This window comes from Cellvibrio sp. (assembly GCF_053579595.1).
Genome location: NZ_JBRFPI010000008.1, coordinates 1 through 17,821 on the forward strand (window position 1 = coordinate 1; position 17,821 = coordinate 17,821).

General features: G+C 49.5%; 12 protein-coding genes and 1 pseudogene. 2 read left to right on the forward strand and 11 right to left on the reverse strand.

Translation table 11 applies throughout. The annotated features are described in order from the left end of the window. Window positions 1-126 precede the first annotated feature (126 nt). The 9 genes and pseudogenes from ACWA6V_RS01110 to rppH all read right to left on the reverse strand — a co-directional run bounded on the left by ACWA6V_RS01110 (window position 127) and on the right by rppH (window position 8,768). A complete protein-coding gene (locus tag ACWA6V_RS01110; RefSeq protein ID WP_449520779.1) occupies window positions 127-531 on the reverse strand; it encodes an ExbD/TolR family protein in 405 nt (134 codons plus the stop codon). Between the two features lie 55 nt (window positions 532-586). Then, on the reverse strand, window positions 587-1,114 hold the full coding sequence (locus ACWA6V_RS01115; protein ID WP_449520780.1) for a MotA/TolQ/ExbB proton channel family protein: 528 nt from the start codon (window positions 1,112-1,114) through the stop codon (window positions 587-589). A 10-nt stretch (window positions 1,115-1,124) separates the two neighbouring features. Continuing rightward, the gene (locus tag ACWA6V_RS01120) at window positions 1,125-2,498 is read right to left on the reverse strand and encodes a MotA/TolQ/ExbB proton channel family protein (RefSeq protein WP_449520781.1); all 1,374 of its coding nucleotides are present in this window, start codon (window positions 2,496-2,498) and stop codon (window positions 1,125-1,127) included. Then, a complete protein-coding gene (locus ACWA6V_RS01125) occupies window positions 2,495-3,277 on the reverse strand; it encodes a DUF3450 domain-containing protein (protein ID WP_449520782.1) in 783 nt (260 codons plus the stop codon). Before ACWA6V_RS01125 ends, ACWA6V_RS01120 begins: the two co-directional genes overlap by 4 nt. Window positions 3,278-3,565: 288 nt before the next feature. Then, window positions 3,566-4,075 (reverse strand): dihydrofolate reductase, encoded by a 510-nt coding sequence (locus tag ACWA6V_RS01130; protein ID WP_449520783.1) that lies wholly within the window; start codon window positions 4,073-4,075, stop codon window positions 3,566-3,568. Window positions 4,076-4,127: 52 nt separating this feature from the next. After that, complete coding sequence (locus ACWA6V_RS01135; RefSeq protein WP_449520784.1) at window positions 4,128-4,967, reverse strand: thymidylate synthase; 840 nt, start codon at window positions 4,965-4,967, stop codon at window positions 4,128-4,130. A gap of 31 nt (window positions 4,968-4,998) precedes the next feature. Beyond that, window positions 4,999-5,835 (reverse strand): prolipoprotein diacylglyceryl transferase, encoded by an 837-nt coding sequence (gene lgt, locus ACWA6V_RS01140; RefSeq protein ID WP_449520785.1) that lies wholly within the window; start codon window positions 5,833-5,835, stop codon window positions 4,999-5,001. Window positions 5,836-5,914: 79 nt separating this feature from the next. After that, window positions 5,915-8,185 (reverse strand): annotated as a pseudogene (gene ptsP, locus ACWA6V_RS01145) (phosphoenolpyruvate--protein phosphotransferase). Window positions 8,186-8,252: 67 nt separating this feature from the next. Next, window positions 8,253-8,768: an RNA pyrophosphohydrolase gene (gene rppH / locus ACWA6V_RS01150; RefSeq protein WP_449520794.1), complete on the reverse strand. Its 516-nt coding sequence runs from the start codon at window positions 8,766-8,768 to the stop codon at window positions 8,253-8,255. A gap of 233 nt (window positions 8,769-9,001) precedes the next feature. Between rppH and ACWA6V_RS01155 the strand changes: the two genes are divergently transcribed. Further along, the gene (locus tag ACWA6V_RS01155) at window positions 9,002-9,655 is read left to right on the forward strand and encodes a histidinol-phosphatase (RefSeq protein WP_449520786.1); all 654 of its coding nucleotides are present in this window, start codon (window positions 9,002-9,004) and stop codon (window positions 9,653-9,655) included. A gap of 37 nt (window positions 9,656-9,692) precedes the next feature. Here the strand turns inward: ACWA6V_RS01155 and ACWA6V_RS01160 are convergent, their stop codons facing one another. Then, window positions 9,693-10,886, reverse strand: coding sequence for a class I SAM-dependent rRNA methyltransferase (locus ACWA6V_RS01160; RefSeq protein WP_449520787.1), 1,194 nt, complete (start codon window positions 10,884-10,886; stop codon window positions 9,693-9,695). 345 nt (window positions 10,887-11,231) lie between these two features. Between ACWA6V_RS01160 and ACWA6V_RS01165 the strand changes: the two genes are divergently transcribed. Then, complete coding sequence (locus ACWA6V_RS01165) at window positions 11,232-14,696, forward strand: hypothetical protein (RefSeq protein WP_449520788.1); 3,465 nt, start codon at window positions 11,232-11,234, stop codon at window positions 14,694-14,696. Window positions 14,697-15,185: 489 nt separating this feature from the next. On the opposite strand, the gene ACWA6V_RS01170 is transcribed toward ACWA6V_RS01165, so the two are convergent. Continuing rightward, complete coding sequence (locus ACWA6V_RS01170) at window positions 15,186-17,789, reverse strand: hypothetical protein (RefSeq protein ID WP_449520789.1); 2,604 nt, start codon at window positions 17,787-17,789, stop codon at window positions 15,186-15,188. Between the last annotated feature and the right edge of the window lie 32 nt (window positions 17,790-17,821).

The window sequence follows — 17,821 nt, forward strand, 5'->3', positions numbered from 1 at the left end:
CAGAGTTACCTGCTTCAGGAGCTTCGAACTCTGTGTTGACCAAGCTATTCATCAAATACAGGAGTCCGAGCGTGGTTACTACCCCGAGGATTCCCGCTATGGTTACTTTAGTAGGATTCATAGCTGCTAGTTCTTCTCAGTAGAAACATTAACGTCGGTTACGCCGGCCTTTCGTGCAGCGGTAGCCACCTCGACCACGAACTTGATGTCGGCATCTTTGTCTGCCTGAATAGAAATGGCTCCTTTCGGATTATCTGCACGCATGCGTTCAATCGCTTGACGCAGAACGCGAGTATCAATCTTCTTCTTGTCCATCCATATTTCGTTGTCAGCGCCGATTGCAATCAGAATATTTGCGTTCGGCTTATCGTCTGCGGTATTAGCATCTGGACGAGTAACGTCTTTGCCAGTTTCTTTGATGAATGTTGCAGTAACGATAAAGAAGATCAGCATAATGAACACAACGTCCAACATGGGCGTCAGGTCAATGGCTTGAGCCTCTTCTTCACGCTTTGGATTATTCCTGCTCATGAGACATCTCTTTCATACAGGTTAAAATTTTCGCCCAACCAACAAATCACTGATATCAGTGATCCATTGTCAGATGATCTGCAAACAATGCTTTTTCACTATCTGCCACACGAGTCAGGTAAGTGTTAGCGAACACGCCGGAGATCGCAGCAACCATACCCGCCATCGTTGGAATAGTTGCCTTGGAGACACCACCAGCCATTGACTTAGCATCGCCCCCACCAGTGTTGGCCAGAACACCAAACACATCGATCATACCGGTTACTGTGCCGAGCAAGCCCATTAATGGGCAGATAGCCACAAGCGCGGCAATCATATCCAGGTTTGCAGTTATCTTCTCGTCCATACGCGAGATCATCGCTGTCCGAATTTGATGAGCATTCCAAGACTTGCGTTCTTTACGAGACTCCCAAATATTCAACTGCCCTTGGATTTCCCCTCTCAGATTACCTTTGAAAAAGAGCACTCGTTCAAATATGAGCACCCACATAACAAGGGTTAAGGCGGCGATGAGATACATCACAAAGCCACCTTGATCCAAGAAGGCTTGTAGGGCGTCAAGAGCATCCACTAAAGCCTGCATGGTTTATCTCCTACTTGCGTTCGGCGTTTTCAGCGATGATACCTGTTGTCTGCTCATCCAAAACGTGGATCACTGATTTAGCACGACCATTTACAAGGGTGTGCATCAGGACCATAGGAATCGCGACCAACAAACCTTGAACTGTAGTGATCAATGCGGCAGAGATACCGCCCGCCATATTCTTAGGATCACCGGCGCCAAAAATCGTAATCGCCTGAAAGGTAGTAATCATACCGGTAACGGTACCCAACAAACCCAATAGCGGCGCTACAGCAGCGATGATTTTGAGAATCGCCAAGCCACTTTCGATTGCTGGACGCTCTTTCAACACAGCCTCTTCAAGTTTCAACTCCAAGGTTTCCGCATCAACGTTTTTATTTTCTTGTGCCACCTTTAATACACGGCCTAATGGATTATTGGTATTTGGATTAGCAGGATTTTTCAGCTGAGACTTAACTTTTGCACTCATAGCAAATAGCACCACAATTCGCCATAAGCCCAACAAAATACCGAAAATACCTACATAAACGATCACCCAACCTACTGAACCACCCTGATCCAAGTACTCTTTAAGATTTGGTTTTTGAATCAAAGCAGCCAACAATTGCCCCCCTACTGGACCGGTTGGATCTATACCGATATCCACGACGCCACTGCTCGCTGATTGTAACGCAGCGGCTGCAGACAACATTCCCGAGTCAGGTTGACGCGCCAGCTCTTCAATCTTTCTGCCGTCGTAAGTCAGGTAGGTGCCATTTGAAACCAAATTGTAAGCACCAATACGAACAATCTCTTGATCCGCCTGCTCTCCGTTCGGCTTAATTACGGTTGCGGTGAATTTTACAACGCGACCTGTTTCTACCATTTCACGTTGCACTTCGTACCAAAGGCGCTCGATTTCTTCGATATCGGGAAGCTGGGTACTGCCATTCATTTTTTCGATCAAGGTGTCAAGAAAATCACCACGGTTAGGGTACTGAGCGCTGACCAAAGAAGTTTCCAGCGTAGCGCGCAGGTCACCAGCAGTAGAAGTCAAATGGCCAAAGAGTTCACGCATTGAACCTAAGCGCTCGTTCAATTGCGCTTTTTTCTGGGTAACCAACAGTTGCTGTTCGGCGTATTTCTTTTCCAAGGTAACAGAGCGATTCTCTTCTGCTTGGCGGGTAGCATTAGCTTGCGCTAATAAGCCAGCCTGAGCAGACTTATCGCGAGCAAACTCTGCTTCACGCTGCTTATGTTCAGCAGATTCGCTGATTTGAGACTTCTTTACCATATCCAAAAGCTGATCAAGCGTTTGCGCTTTCTCTTGAGCTACAGCAAAGCTGCTGCTCAGCAAGCCAACAGTGGCAAGCATCAGGCAGTTTTTAACAAACTTCATTTTCATTGTGCTGCCTCCGGTGCTTGAATGGGCATAGTCATAATATCTTTGGTAGCTTGGTCACGCGCGATCTTCAAACCTTTCAAAATTTGCGCATTGTAGGAGCTATCCAGTGCCACCCATGACTTCTGTGCGACATCCCAGTAACCGCTAGCTTGGGCGTCGGTTGTTTGGTACATCAAAGAGATGCGGCCGACACGTAAAATGCTCACTTCGCGGTCCTGACCATCAAGTGAAAGGGTAGTTTTGTACGCGGAAATTGTGCTGCCGTAGGCAGATTCAATTTTGTAGGCTTCAAGTACCTGACGAAACTTCTCTGAAACAGAGATATCAGCACGGTCTTGATTAGCACGCAGCATTGCAATTTGAGCTTGACGCTCTTCCAATGAAAATGGTTTATCCAAATTCACGAACTGCTCCAAACCATCGAGCATACGGAAAATCAGCGGCTGAATTTGACGCTCGATAACGGTTACTTTCTCGATTGATTGCTCCAACTCCTGAACCACAACCAACTGCTTGGCAACTTGCTTTTCCATCTGGGCGTTAAACACGCGGAGATCATCGATCAGCTTGTTTTGTTGTTTGAATTGTTGCGCCAGATCGTCAGTTTCCTGAGCCAATCTATCAATACGCTTCTGGGAGTCTTGCGCCAAAGTGGTCTTGGCTTGACCGGCCTGGAGTACTGCATCCAGAGTTTGATCTGCCATAGCAACGCTACCCATTAGCGCGCCGGCAGAAAGCATCGTGGTCAGAGCCACCGCTTTCAATCGCTGCTTTTTCATAATCCCCCCAACTGGGTGTTCAATCAAGTGAGTTTGTGGCAACAAGCTGCCACAGACGCGTTATCCACGTAGCCTCTTCGAGGCGGTTAAGAACGGCGGCATTGTAATAAGCGCCATGACCTACTTCCAATGATTTATCCTACAACCTTCCACGTGTGTATTAAGGTATCAAACAGGTAACACATTATTGCTTTTCATAAGTGCATCGGTAACACAAAAACAAAAACATTAAAACCAAACCAAAAAAAGACATTCAAAACAAAACTTTTAGTTATTAGCGGTCATTTATCACGCAACCCGGGCATACACTAAAAACTCGTGAGGTACTAACGCAGCCTCGTCACCCGCTAATTTTGACTCTAAGCCCCATTTCGTATCATCCAGCGCCTCAAAAAAAGCATCCCCTTCCGGCTCAACATCGACACGCGTCAGATAAATACGATCCGCAAATTGCAGTGCAGAGCGGTATATTTCCGCACCGCCAATAACCATAACCTCATCAAGATCCGAAGCTGCCGGGCTGCACACTTTTTTCGCCTCAAGCAGTGCTTGCTCGAAACTATTGGTAACAATTACTCCTTCAGCAGCCACCCAACCCTTGTTGCGGGTAATTACTATATTAGTGCGCCCCGGCAATGGCTTACCAATAGACTCATAAGTTTTACGCCCCATGATAACCGGCTTGCCAAGTGTTACCGCTTTGAAATACTTGAGATCTTGCGGGAGATGCCAGGGCAATTGATTATTGCAGCCAATAACGCCGTTCCTGGCTGCCGCAACTATGATGGCCAATTTCATGCAGTGCCTTCACCTTTACTTTCTAACATATTTGACAACAACCAAAACACGACTAGATGGCAATAGGTGCGACTATACGCGGATGAGGCTGGTAACCGTTAAACACAAAATCCTGCAATTCATAGCCGAAAATGGTGTCCGGCCTGCGCGAGAACGTAAGTGTAGGCAAGTTTTTAGGTTCACGCGTTAATTGTTCGTAAACTATGTCGTCTGTAATGTGGTTGCTGTACAAATGGCAATCACCAAAGGTATGCACAAAATCACCTACACCCAAATCACACTGCTGGGCAATCATATGGGTCAAAAGAGCGTAGCTGGCAATATTGAACGGCACCCCTAAAAACAGATCGGCACTGCGCTGATAAAGCTGGCAGGAGAGCTTACCTTCGGACACGTAAAACTGAAACAGGGTGTGACATGCCGCAAGCGCCATTCGCCCCTGCTCGACATTCTGCTGAGGACTCATCGACTCGTCAGGCAAATCAGCCGGATTCCAAGCGCTGACAATCAATCGACGCGAATAGGGATTTTTCTTGATTTGGGCAATCACTTGGGAAATCTGGTCGATAGTCGATCCATCTGGACACGCCCAACTGCGCCACTGCTTACCATAGACCGGCCCCAAATCGCCCGATTCGGTGGCCCACTCATTCCAGATGTTACAACCCCGCTCCTGCAACCAGCTAACATCAGTGCGCCCTTGCAGGAACCACAGCAATTCAACAATCACACTTTTCAGATGGACAGTTTTGGTGGTCACCAAGGGAAAGCCTTTATTGAGGTCAAAACGCAACTGGCGACCAAAGACTGAGCGCGTCCCGGTACCGGTGCGGTCGCCGCGCTGAACACCGTTTTCCACTACATCGCGCATCAAATCAAGATATTGCTTCATTCACAAACCTGTACCAAAAATTTAACAGACCTTATGGGTTCTTGGCGGATTTCGGGGCAAAGACGTAAGCCCACACCAGCAACCCTGCACCGAGGAGGAACATGGGGACGCAAAGCAATTGACCTCGAGTCATGCCAGCGATCAGAGCGACGCCCAGATCTGGCTCGCGTACAAACTCTACGCCAAAGCGGAAAATCGAATAACCAATCAGGAACAAGCCTGACACAGCACCGCGCGGGCGAGGCTTGGCAGAGAACCAGAACACAACCACGAACAACACCAGACCTTCGAGGAAAGCTTGGTATAACTGGCTGGGGTGACGCGCCAGCCCTTCCGGCAGCGCCTTCGGGAATACCATTGCCCAAGGTACATCGCTAACACGCCCCCAGAGTTCCTGACCGATAAAATTACCCAAACGGCCAAAACCCAGACCGAGTGGAACTATGGGGGCGACAAAATCCATCACGCTGACAAACGAACGGTTGATGCGATAGGAATAAATAATCATCGCCACTATCACACCGATCAGACCGCCATGAAATGACATACCACCTTCCCACACACGGAACAGCCAAAGAGGATCGCGCAGGAATTCTTCAAAATTGTAAAACATCACATAGCCAAAGCGACCGCCAAGGATCACCCCGAAGGCGCCATAAGTGATGAGATTTTCAACTTGGGATTTGTTCACTGCGGCAGTGAGCGCTTTGGCACGCTGCATAGCAATCAACCAAGCGCTGGCAAACGCCAGCAGATACATAATCCCATACCAATGCACATTAAACGGCCCGATAGTCATGTCGCCAAGCGATATGGGGCCAATAGGGATAGTAAACGCGATGGGATTTAAATCCGGGTATTGCAACATAAGCAGTTAAACCTGAAACAGCCAATTCAGTGGGCGATGATTATGGCGCGGAATTGTGACTCACCCAAGACATTTATGTTCATTCATTTGCATCTGAAGCTACCGGGCGGATCAGGCGAGTTAATCCTGTCTCACGCAGCTCACGCGCGATATGATCGCGGATGAGGTCGCCATTGGACATGCGCATCACCTCCGCCAGCAATTGCTTCGCGCGCTCAAAGGTAATACCGCGAATCACAGATTTGACCTTGGGAAGGTTGGTGGCATTCATCGACAGCACATCGTACCCCATTGCCATGAGCAGGATGGCAGCACCTGGATCACCCGCCAATTCGCCGCAGATACTAACACTGATGCCGGCATCGTGTGCTGCGTAAACAATATATTGCAACGCGCGCAGAACAGCAGGGTGGAAGGCCTGATAGAGATCCGCCACCTGCGCATTATTGCGATCTACTGCCAGCAGATATTGCGTGAGGTCGTTGCTACCAACGGAGAGAAAATCCACCCGGCGCGATAATTCCGGCGCAAGGTATACCGCCGCCGGCACCTCAATCATCACACCGATTTGCGGCTTGCGCACCCGGAAACCCTCTTCGAGCAGCTCTTTGTGCACACGCTGGATCAATGCCTTGGAAGCATCCACTTCCTGCATATTGGTGATCATCGGCAAGAGGATGCGCAGGTTATCCAGGCCTTCACTGGCCTAGATCATGGCGCGGATTTGCGCGAGAAAAATTTCAGGGTGATCCAGTGTGACGCGAATGCCGCGCCAGCCAAGGAAGGGGTTGTCCTCTGCAATCGGGAAATAAGGCAAGGCTTTATCACCACCGATATCGAGGGTGCGCATAGTCACCGAGTGGGGCGCAAAAGCCTCCAACTGCTCTCGATAAATGGCGCGCTGCTCCTCCTCACTGGGAAAGCGGTCGCGCAATAAGAACGGCACTTCGGTACGGTACAGACCAACACCTTCAGCGCCGCGCTCCAGCGAGCGCACCACATCGGCCATCAAACCGGTGTTGACATGCAGCGGCAAACGGTAGCGATCTTTGGTTTCACAGGGAAGGTCTTTAAGTGCTTCAAGCCCTTTTACTAGCGCCTGCTCTTCAAGGAATATTGCCTTGTACTGCTTGCGCAGCTGCGCACTCGGGTCGCAGTAAACCGTACCTTTATAACCGTCCACAATAATCGGGCGGCCATCCATCTGGGTGAAGGGTAAATCCACCGCCCCCATCACCGTGGGAATATCCATCGCCCGCGCCAGAATCGCCACGTGGGAGTTGGAAGAGCCCAGCACCGACACCAAGCCCGCCAGCTTTTCTTTGGGAATTTCACCCAACATTGATGCGGTCAGCTCTTCGCCGATCAGAATGGTTTTTTCAGGATAAACCCGGGTCTTTTGATTGGATTCCTGCAGGTAAGCCAGCACGCGCCGCCCCAGATCACGCAGGTCGGTCGCCCGCTCACGCAGATAGGGGTCATTCATGCTGTTAAAAATATTTTCGTGCTCGAGGATAACCTCGCTCCAGGCATAAGAAGCGTTGGCGCCCTTGCGGATGCGATCGGTCACTTCGCCGCCGAGGGAGGCATCATCAAGCATGGCGAGATAGGCATCAAACAGCGCCTGCTCTTCACGGTTAATACGCGCCTTCAACTGCTCACCGAGAGATTTAATATCATCGCGCACCGCCATCAGGCTGCGGTGGAAGAAGGCGATTTCCGCCTCGACATCCTTACAAGCCTGATAGGGAACAGAACGCAGATCGGCCGATGGCGCAATCACTACCGCTTCACCAATCGCAATACCCGATGCGCCAGATACACCGATAAATTTAGCCTGGGTTGCTTTGGCGCCCACCGGCACCACTCCACCAGTCGCTTCAGCATGGGCTATCACGCCCGCTAATTGCGCCGACATAGTGACTAAAAATGCCTCCTCACCCTCGTCAAAACGGCGCTGCTCAACTTGCTGGACAACCAGCACACCGAGCACTTTGCGATGATGGATAATAGGCACACAATGGAAAACGCTATAGCGCTCTTCGCCAGTCTCGGGGAAATACTGATAGCTTGGATGCGCTTCGGCGTGCTCCAAATTGATTGGTTCTTCGCGCACAACAACGCGCCCAACCAAACCTTCACCAGCCGCCAGCCGAACCTTGCCGACCGAATCAGCATTGAGGCCGTCGGTCGCCATCAGCACATAATCGCCCTTTGCATCGCGCAAGTAGACCGAGCACACTTGGGTCGCCATCACCTGCTTCACTCGCGTAACAATAATCGCCAACGCGGTTTTCATATCGCGTGCGGCGTTTACTTCCAGAACGATGGAGCGGAGTGAATTTAGCATAGGGATTGGTGATCAAGCCTGTCAGGTGGATTTAGTTGGAATTATAGGTGCTTTCGTTACAGCTACTTTAATTATGGGGCGAGCGAACGCAGGCGCTGCGATCCTCCAGATGCGCGTGGAACAATGACAACTCTTTCAGTGCGCGACGGTATACATCGCGCTTAAAGGAGACGACTTTACCCAAAGGATACCAGTAACTGACCCAGCGCCAGTCATCAAACTCGGCACGGCCACCATTATTAAGGCTCACCTTGGCGTCGTCACTCAACATGCGCAACAAAAACCATTTTTGTTTTTGCCCAATACACAGTGGTAAAGAGTTATGGCGCACCAAGCGATGCGGCAAACGGTAGCGCAGCCAACCACGCGTGCAAGCAAGGATTTGCACATCTTCCTGCCGCAAACCAACCTCTTCATGCAACTCGCGGTAGAGCGCTTGCTCGGGCGTCTCATTGGGGTTAATGCCACCCTGCGGAAACTGCCACGCATCTTGGCCACCGACGCGCCTGGCCCACAACAATTGACCTTGGTCGTTGGTCAAAATAATGCCCACATTAGGGCGGAATCCGTCTGAATCTATCACGGGGGAATTGTCCATATAAAAGGTTTTGCTGTGGCAGAAAACAAAACTCCAGCCATAAAGAGCGGACATGTTCCACAAAACAGCGTTTTCCGCACTATATCAGGCTTACCCAAACCCGCAACCCTGAATCTTGGAAATGGTTTTTTCATTGAGCGCACCAGCCGCTGCCGCTATCCTAGCGCCCCTTGCAGCAAGCCCTGCAAACTCTCCCTTCATCTACATAGGTAAACACTGTGGCACTGGCGATTTTTGATCTCGACAACACTCTGATTGCAGGCGATAGCGACCACAGCTGGGGCGTGTTTTTGGTGGAAAAGCAATTGGTGGATGCAGAAATCTATCGCCAAGCGAACGATGGTTTTTATGCCGACTACAAAAACGGCACGCTCGATATTCGAGCCTATTTACAATTTTCGCTAGCGCCGCTAACCCGTCACAGCATGGCCGAGCTGGAAAAATTACACGCGGAATTTATGCGCGACCACATCGAGCCACTGATGTTGCCCAAGGCAGATGCACTGTTGCAACACCATCGCAATCAAGGCGATCACCTGCTGATCATCACCGCCACCAATGGTTTTGTAACCCACCCCATCGCCAAGCGATTAGGTGTGGACGACATACTGGCTACCGATCCGGAAGTGGTTGATGGCCGCTACACCGGCAATTTTGTCGGCGAGCCCTGCTTTCAGGCCGGCAAAATTACCCATCTGCACGAGTGGTTGAAGCACAATCATCATTCATTGGAAGGCGCGTATTTTTACAGCGACTCGATTAATGATTTACCGCTGCTGGAGCAGGTTGACCACCCGGTAGTAGTCGATGCTGACGAGCGGCTCGCCGCTATCGCCCGCGAGCGCAACTGGAAAGCAATAAGCCTGCGCTAGATAGGCTTATTACGAGAAGCTAAAACGCCAAATCCGGCTAGGCTAGATAGACACGCGCAAACACGGCTTTCAAATAATCAGTCTCAGGGATAGCAGGATGGATCGGATGATCCGGCCCCTGCCCACCCTGGCCAATAATCTGCACATGGCGATCCAGATGACGACCGGATGCGCGCACAATTTCCAGTAACGTATCCTTACCCAAATGCATGGAGCAGGATGCCGAAACCAACAAGCCGTCGCGCCCCAACAAACGCATCCCCAACTCATTAATGTGGCGATAAGCCGCCTCACCCGCTTTTTGGTCTTTGCGTTTTTTGATAAATGCAGGCGGATCGAGCACCACTATATCGAAGCGCTCATCGCTCGCAATCAATTCTTTCAGCACATCGATAGCCTTACCCTGGATTGCCGCGACCTTATCTGCAACGCCATTAAGCTGGGCATTTTCCAATACCGCATCCGTCGCTGATTCGGATGCATCCACACAGAATACCTCGCTCGCACCTGCAACAGCGGCCTGCACACCCCAGCCGCCGATGTAGGAAAACACATCCAACACCCGTTTACCCTGCACATACTGCTGCAGCAAAGCGCGGTTCATGCGATGGTCGTAAAACCAACCGGTTTTTTGCCCGCCGTGCACCGGCGCCATAAAGCGTGTGCCGTTTTCTACCAACTCAACCGATTCAGGTACTTCGCCGTAAGCGACCTCGGTGTACTCCGACAAGCCTTCCAGCGCGCGCGCGCTGTGCTCATTGGCGAGCAATACGCCGTGCGGATTCAGCACCTGCACCAGCGCCTCAACTATCTCATCCTTCACCAATTCCATACCCGCACTGGCAATCTGCACCACCAGATAATCACCGAAACGATCGACTACCAAACCGGGAAGAAGATCAGCATCGCCATAAATCAGACGATAAAAAGGTTCATCAAATGCCATCTCGCGCAGCGCGAGCGATTGCTTGATGCGGTGCACCAACAGGGATTTATTGAGCGGATACTTTTCATCGCGACTGACCAAGCGGCCGCAGATCAGCCCATTGGGGTTGATCACCGCAATACCGAGTGGCTTGCCGCTATTGGTGGTGACCAGCGCCTGCTGTCCCATCGCAAAGGACTTTAGCGGCGATTTGGCGGTATCCACCTCGTTGCTATAAATCCATAAATGGCCCAGCTTTAAACGGCGATCAGCTTGGGAATTAAGAACAAGGACGGGCAGGCTCATGGCAAGGCTCACATAGCAAAAAAAGTGCGCAGATTATAAGCCTTGTGCGACTGGGACACAGAATTAAAAATGCGCCAACTGCAAAATGTGCCAAAAGGACGAGCACAATGCCAAAGGAAATGCTAAGAAACGCACAAATATCAGGTGTTTTGGGGGCGAGAGCGCGTTTTTTGAACGCTGGGCACTTTATCATTGAAAAGATATGAGCTAACGTTAGCTGTGGCCATAAGTCCTAATAAGCTCAAGAGCTTAGCGCAGACTCTTTATGCCATTTATACCATCGAATTCAATACCAGCCGCCGCCTTATAATCAACTTACGGCGGTCGGTAACCTAGGAAGACATCATGCATACTCTAAAAACGACGACGATTGTCAGTGCAGCGTTCATCAGCCTGCTACTTTCTGCTTGCGGTGGTGGCGGCGATTCGCCGCTCCTTAACTCAGGGAACTCAAGCACTGCCAGCTCAGGGTCTGTAAGTACAACTGATCCCACAGCGATTGGATTCGGCAGCGGTAGTAGCTTTACCGAAGGGGCAATAGGCGCCGGCAACACCAACCTCGCGCCGGGCGCCAGCACCAACCTGACAATTAATATTGTCAGCAGCACCAACACACTGGTAACAACACCAGTACAGGTGACTTTCAACTCTGGCTGTTACGCTTCAGGCGAAGCCGTGCTGTCACAAGGCACTGAAATCACCAACAAGGTAACCACCGATATAGGTCAAGCAAGTATTACTTATGCAGCCAAGGGCTGCGTTGGTGATGATCAGATTACCGCCACGGCAATTATTGGCGGTGTAGCCAAGGTAGCTCGGATCACCGTCAAAATCGCTCAGGACACAGTGCAGTCCATCAGCTTTGTAGAGGCCGTTCCCAATAAGATCTTCCTTAAGGATAGCGGCGGAGCACAAACATCAACTGTGCGCTTTTTAGTGAAAGGCACCACTGGTGCACCAGTCAAAAACATTCCCCTGAATTTCAGTTTGAGCACTCAACTCGGAGGCATTGCACTCACGACCTCTACAGCAACAACGGATAGCACAGGCCATGCATCTACCGTAGTGCAAGCGGGCACAATTCCCACTGCAGTTGAAGTCATCGCTACAGACCCCGCCTCGAACATTACCGCTCGCTCCAATAAATTATCTATCGGAACCGGCATGCCTGATCAAAACAGTATGTCGATTTCAGCCTCACGCTTTAACCCTCCAGGTTGGGACTATGACGGTGAGCCAGTAAACATCACCATCCGTCTCGCAGATGCATTTAATAACCCGCCCGCGGACGGTACATCCGTTCAATTTTTAACTGAAGGTGGATCGATAGACACCAATTGCACCACGATAAACGGCACCTGTACCGTCATTTGGAAAAGCCAAAGCCCAAGACCTAGTAATGGTAGAGTCACCATTCTCGCCACTACTGTAGGTAATGAAAGTTTTAAAGATGTTAACGGTGACGGCTTATATACAGCTAATACCGATATATTCAATAGTTTTACCGACGGCTGCAAACCCAATGTCCCGCTATCAACTGCGGAGGCAACTCCTGGTGGTAACGATCAGCCATGCGACGACTTGGGCGAAGCCTACCTCGATGAAAATGAAAATGGCGACTTCGACACAGGTACAAGTGCAGAAGACTATGTAGATTTCAACATGAATGGAAGCCGCAATATTGAGAACGGTATTTACAATGGTGTTCTCTGCTCTGCAGAGGGTTCAACTTGTACCAAACAACCGGTAACTATCCGTCAGGACATAGTACTGTCGATGTCCAGCGAACAACCTATGACCCAGAATGGCCGCCTGCTGGGACAACCTGAAGCAATTGAATTAAGTGCCAACGAAACCACCATGTTTACGGTCACCCTTGCGGATATCAATGGCAATGCTATGCCAGTGGGAACAACGGTATCCCTGAGCACTAGCACTGCGAGTGATGTGACGATCAATCAAAGCATGACTACCGGCGTGGCTAGCACACTGAACCCAACCTCGTTCACCGTCACACTGAAAGCAAGTGAAACCAAACGCCCTAGCGGCAGCTTCAATATAGTGGTCACTTCACCCAAGGGCCCGTCCTATAGCTTCAGCACTCGCTTGATTCCGAGACCTTTGGAAAATACTGCTGCCATATACATAGGTAAGAGCAGCGGTGCAACCTTCCTGGTTGGTCAAGTAGATGTAGGGATAGAGGATGCAGTACTGCCACCGGGAGGCTCAACCAGCCTTTCGGTCAGTTTTGTTGATAGCAATGGGAACCTCACTACCGGAAGCGCGACGGCGACATTCACTTCTCCCTGTGTGCGCGATGGCACCGCGACACTGACTGATACTAGTGGCAAAGCAACAGATACTGTAAGCACGCAGACAGGTCGAGCCACTATTATCTACAAAGCAAATGGTTGCATTGGAAATGATGTGGTGACTGCCACTTCGGCACTACCAGGCCTACAAGTAAATACTGCTACCGCCACACTGAACATTACCGTAGCCTCAGCACAGAACATAGTGTTCGACAGTGCTCTCCCGCCACAAATCAGCCTAAAAGGCGGTGGTGGTGCAGAGACCTCGGATGTACGCTTTATCGTAAATGGCCCGAATGGTTTACCACTTTCTGGTGTGCCGGTAACACTGAAACTGAATAACAGCATTGGCGGCGTCTGCCTGATTAGTGCAGGCTCCTGCACCCAGGAAGTCTCAGCAATCAGTAACACAAATGGGATAGTCACGGCTCGTGTTCAAGCTGGTACTATCGCTACAAGCGTGCGTGTTACCGCCTCTACCGTATCCGGTGGCGCAACAATATCAACACAATCTTCAAGGCTTGTTATATCTACCGGTATTCCCGATCAGGACAGCATGTCTCTATCAGCATCTGAATATAACCCACCAGCCTATATCGACGGCTATGAGGTAGATGTGACGATCAGAATGGCTGACGCATTTAACAACCCTGTGCCTGAAGGAACTGTCGTGAACTTTACCGCTTCAGCAGGCGTAATCGAAGACTCATGCACAACCACACCACTTAGCACGTGTACAGTTACCTGGTTTACCCAGAACTCGCCAGCCAGCGGGAAAGTCACTGTTTTGGCTACTGCTTTGGGCAATGAAAGCTTTATCGATACAAACGGTAATGGTACTTACGATATTACCGATATCTTTACCAAAAACACCTCCAGTTGCCCGCAAAACGCACCGCCAGCTTCAGCCACTGGACGCCCCGATGCTTGTGACGACTTGGGTGAGGCCTATTTGGATCGAGACCAAGACAATGTTTACGACCTAGGCAAAGAGGAAATTTTTGACATATCCGGAAATGGCGCCAGAGATGAAGGGAATGGAATTTATGATGGCGTACTCTGCCCTGTGACCGGCTCATCATGCACCAAGAACACAGTTACCGTTCGTGATAACATAACTATTGTTATGTCCACTGGCGAAGCAAAAACCAACGTCGATGGCTTGCTCATAGGACAGCCGGGAAATGTTACGGTATCTACTTCTGGGGCAAATAACACCCGACTACTCAGCATTTCCCTGCAAGATACTAACGACAATAGTATGCCAGCGGGCACGAAAGTATCGATCGAAGACGGCGGTGTTAATAATGCAACCGTGTTTATCAACCCAGATCCAGTCGAAGTTCCCTCTAACAGAACGGGCCCAACTACTTTCACCGTCTCAATTAAAGGTGACTCTGCTCTTGCTGCGTCAGGAAGCTTCAAGATCGTTGTTGAGGTTCCCGAGAAAAATGGCGTTATTGGTAGCACTAGAAGCTATACAACTACCATTAATTAAATAGCCTCAAGCAACAGCGTTGTAATACAAGCCCCGCCCTAAAAAGCGGGGTTTTATTTTTTGAACTTCATTTTCCTGCGCTATACATCCCGCTTCCATAAAGCGTCAGTACAGATAGCTTTCTCCTAACGAGCCCAGCCTCGACTCAATGGTATAAATAAGCAGGCTGGTATGCGCAAAGAGGCGATCAACGGTCATGCGAAGGGTATTCAGTATCAGTGAAGATCTAGCAGGAAATACTGAGTAGTAATGCAGGCAAGGTTCGCACGATCGGCGCACTACGCCGAGCGACCATCAAAACGCGTTAGCGCGAGGATGCACAACTGATGAGTGAATCCAAATGTCAGGGCGATATAATTGTTGGCAAGAACAAATTGCACCGAAAACTACACCGATAAAGCGGTTATTGATTAATGCTTAGATGGGAAGTACTTATTGCTTAAATAAAATTGGCCCCGCTATGGGGCCAATTTTTATAAGGTAACAAGCTTAGGGTTTTACAAAATTTACCGGAGCACTGGTCGCTTTAATACCGTATTCTCCGTTGACAATTTCTTCTCCTCGCGGTGTTAAATCTAAAGCACTTTCCGATAATGACATGTCGTAACCGCCATTACCAATCCAGCTGTTAGCAATCCACCCAAATGGCAAAGTACTATTAGTCCAAGCTTTTGCATTCGCCCCAGCCAATACTCCGTCACTCAAAGCACCGCCAGCATAATCGAACTTGAATGCATCAACCTCTGCCTGGGATTCAAAGCCCATTGTTAGGATAGGCTGGGCATCCTCAACTTCAACGTTACCCCAAATTTGCACATCATCCACTTTTATAGTGGCATTTACACCGGGACCACCAAATTGGAAGCCGAAGTGCTGTAGATTGCCCGACCGGTTAAAATTGGGATTAAAAGTATCTTCAACAATTTCGATTTCAGTCCATTCGCCGGGAGTAAATTGGTCGATGGTCATTGTGGGGAAGGAGAAATGATTCCAACCTGCATCTTGCATAAAGAAGTTAAAAAAGAAATCCGTGTTACCCGCAAGATTCGCAGGCACAAAGACTTTAGCCCGAATGGTCACTGGGCCAGTCAAATTCAATTTCTTACTATTGATATCGCCCTTACCAACAGCAACATCTGCATCACCACCGGTATTGGTATTGCGAACCTCCAGCACACCATCAACCACTGCCAATGACGCCATTTTATCCCAAATGACGGAATAGGCTTCTGCGTCCCCATCGAATGCGCTCGCTAACTGCTGGGCATTGATAATTTTTGTGTTCTTCTTATTGGGATCATTAATCTCAATAAAGTCTACCAACAAAGGCTCTGCCATCGCGCCACTAAAGCCACCCAACTGAATACCAAATGCTTGCGCTGGGCTAGCATCACTGAAATCCACGTTGAACTTCACAGTATTCCAAGCACCAACAGTAAGGCTCGCAAAGCTTTGCGCAGGGATATCCTTCCAAATTTCCCAATTCGCACCGAATTGACCAAATATTTTCAACCAAGCATTACTTTCAGCTGAATAAGATGCAGGGACGTAAACGCGCAAAACTACCTCTAATGCTGTGTCTAGCGGAATTGAATAAAGGCTTGGTGCTTTCCAGCCCTGCAGATCTATCGCACCATCGCCACCGCCGGTTGGTAGGATTGTTAACTTTCCATCAGCAGCAGCCGTAGTGAATGGCCCCCAATGAGTCTCCCACTCTTCATTACTCGCATCAAAATTAGCGATATATACAGGAGGGATGCCTGGGAATACAGTGAGATTATCGAATATCAAATTGCCGCTTACATCTACTGGCTTGCCATTCGCAACAATTTCAAATCCGATTTTTTGTACCGCCGTCAAATCAAAACCATCTTCGACGTAAGCGCCTATGCCTTTTAGATAATCGACGCTGGTCAATTTGAAATTCAATTTATTCCATGCATCAAAACTCATGCTGCTTGCTTGATTCCAACCAGTATTGGCGTAGCGTCCATTGGCATCTTTTAAGTACATGACAATGCCGAGTTTGCCGTTATCGACATAGGTTTTTGGAATAAACACATCGGTACGGATGCTTGCACCGCGCAAAAACAATGGTGTGTCCAGTGTCATAGCGTAAGCCGCTTTATCCTCCGCAGATTGCCAAGGGATAGAAAAGCCCATACCGCCATCGCCATAGCCCTTTCTCATAATACCCAGGTGATCAACCTCATTTTGGGGCGCAACAGCAGAGCCACCGAAACCACTCATCACAATCGGCATATTGGTTTTCGCCAAGCTGGTCATCGCGGTGCGCACCTTGTCATCGCTATTCCAGGTTTCGCCAAATCCGTGCACTGATAACACCAGATTACCTTGGGTGTCTGCAGCTTTTAGCTCGCGCGCCCGCCCAGCCGTAAAGGAATAATAATCCTGACCGCAACCCGCCGCGTCGATCACTAAAGGCACTTTCAAGCCGGCCTTACGGAATTCCCGGATTGCCAATTTGTGCGCTTCTATATAATCGCCGTAGCCGACAGTGTTTTCAGTGAACACACTTTTGGGGCCCCACTGATTAGCAACATTAATCATGAGATGTGGCTGAAAGCGGTCTTGTGCAATTACTTCCAACCAAGTACCCAACCACAAATCGCTGACGACTTTATCCAACTCATCGGCATCATCTTTACAGGTCAATGAATCATCGACCAGAGTAACCAGTGCCACCATATTTTTACCAATGATGTCCACCAGTGCGCCTTCCAGCTCTTCTTTGCGCGTGGTTTTCTTTACTTGTAAACGCACAACGTTAGAGCCAATTTCTGCCGCCGGCGCAATATTCTTAATCCGCTCCAACGGATTGTCACCAAACAGGATATTGGCTCCACGTAGAAAAACAGGCTGACCGGAAACATCCTTCAGCATCCAACCATCCGCTTTCATAAACGGAGTGGATTCAGAGGGGCGAGGACGATCAGAACCATCATCGACTACTGGCTCGGGAATTAATGGATCAGTACTGTCCTTTTCGTCCCCCGCTAAACCGCCGCCACCGCAAGCCTGCAGCAGCAAGCTACTCATTAAGAGCGCCATGTAACTAAATTTAAATTTCATAATAAAACTCCAAACTGTTTTAAAAGGTTGCC

Excerpts from the sequence above, each read along its gene's own strand:
- ACWA6V_RS01110 (WP_449520779.1), bottom strand. The coding sequence starts at position 531 with ATGAGCAGGAATAATCCAAAGCGTGAAGAAGAGGCTCAAGCCATTGAC.
- ACWA6V_RS01115 (WP_449520780.1), bottom strand. The coding sequence starts at position 1,114 with ATGCAGGCTTTAGTGGATGCTCTTGACGCCCTACAAGCCTTCTTGGAT.
- ACWA6V_RS01120 (WP_449520781.1), bottom strand. The coding sequence starts at position 2,498 with ATGAAAATGAAGTTTGTTAAAAACTGCCTGATGCTTGCCACTGTTGGC.
- ACWA6V_RS01125 (WP_449520782.1), bottom strand. The coding sequence starts at position 3,277 with ATGAAAAAGCAGCGATTGAAAGCGGTGGCTCTGACCACGATGCTTTCT.
- ACWA6V_RS01130 (WP_449520783.1), bottom strand. The coding sequence starts at position 4,075 with ATGAAATTGGCCATCATAGTTGCGGCAGCCAGGAACGGCGTTATTGGC.
- ACWA6V_RS01135 (WP_449520784.1), bottom strand. The coding sequence starts at position 4,967 with ATGAAGCAATATCTTGATTTGATGCGCGATGTAGTGGAAAACGGTGTT.
- lgt (WP_449520785.1), bottom strand. The coding sequence starts at position 5,835 with ATGTTGCAATACCCGGATTTAAATCCCATCGCGTTTACTATCCCTATT.
- ACWA6V_RS01160 (WP_449520787.1), bottom strand. The coding sequence starts at position 10,886 with ATGAGCCTGCCCGTCCTTGTTCTTAATTCCCAAGCTGATCGCCGTTTA.
- ACWA6V_RS01165 (WP_449520788.1), top strand. The coding sequence starts at position 11,232 with ATGCATACTCTAAAAACGACGACGATTGTCAGTGCAGCGTTCATCAGC.
- ACWA6V_RS01170 (WP_449520789.1), bottom strand. The coding sequence starts at position 17,789 with ATGAAATTTAAATTTAGTTACATGGCGCTCTTAATGAGTAGCTTGCTG.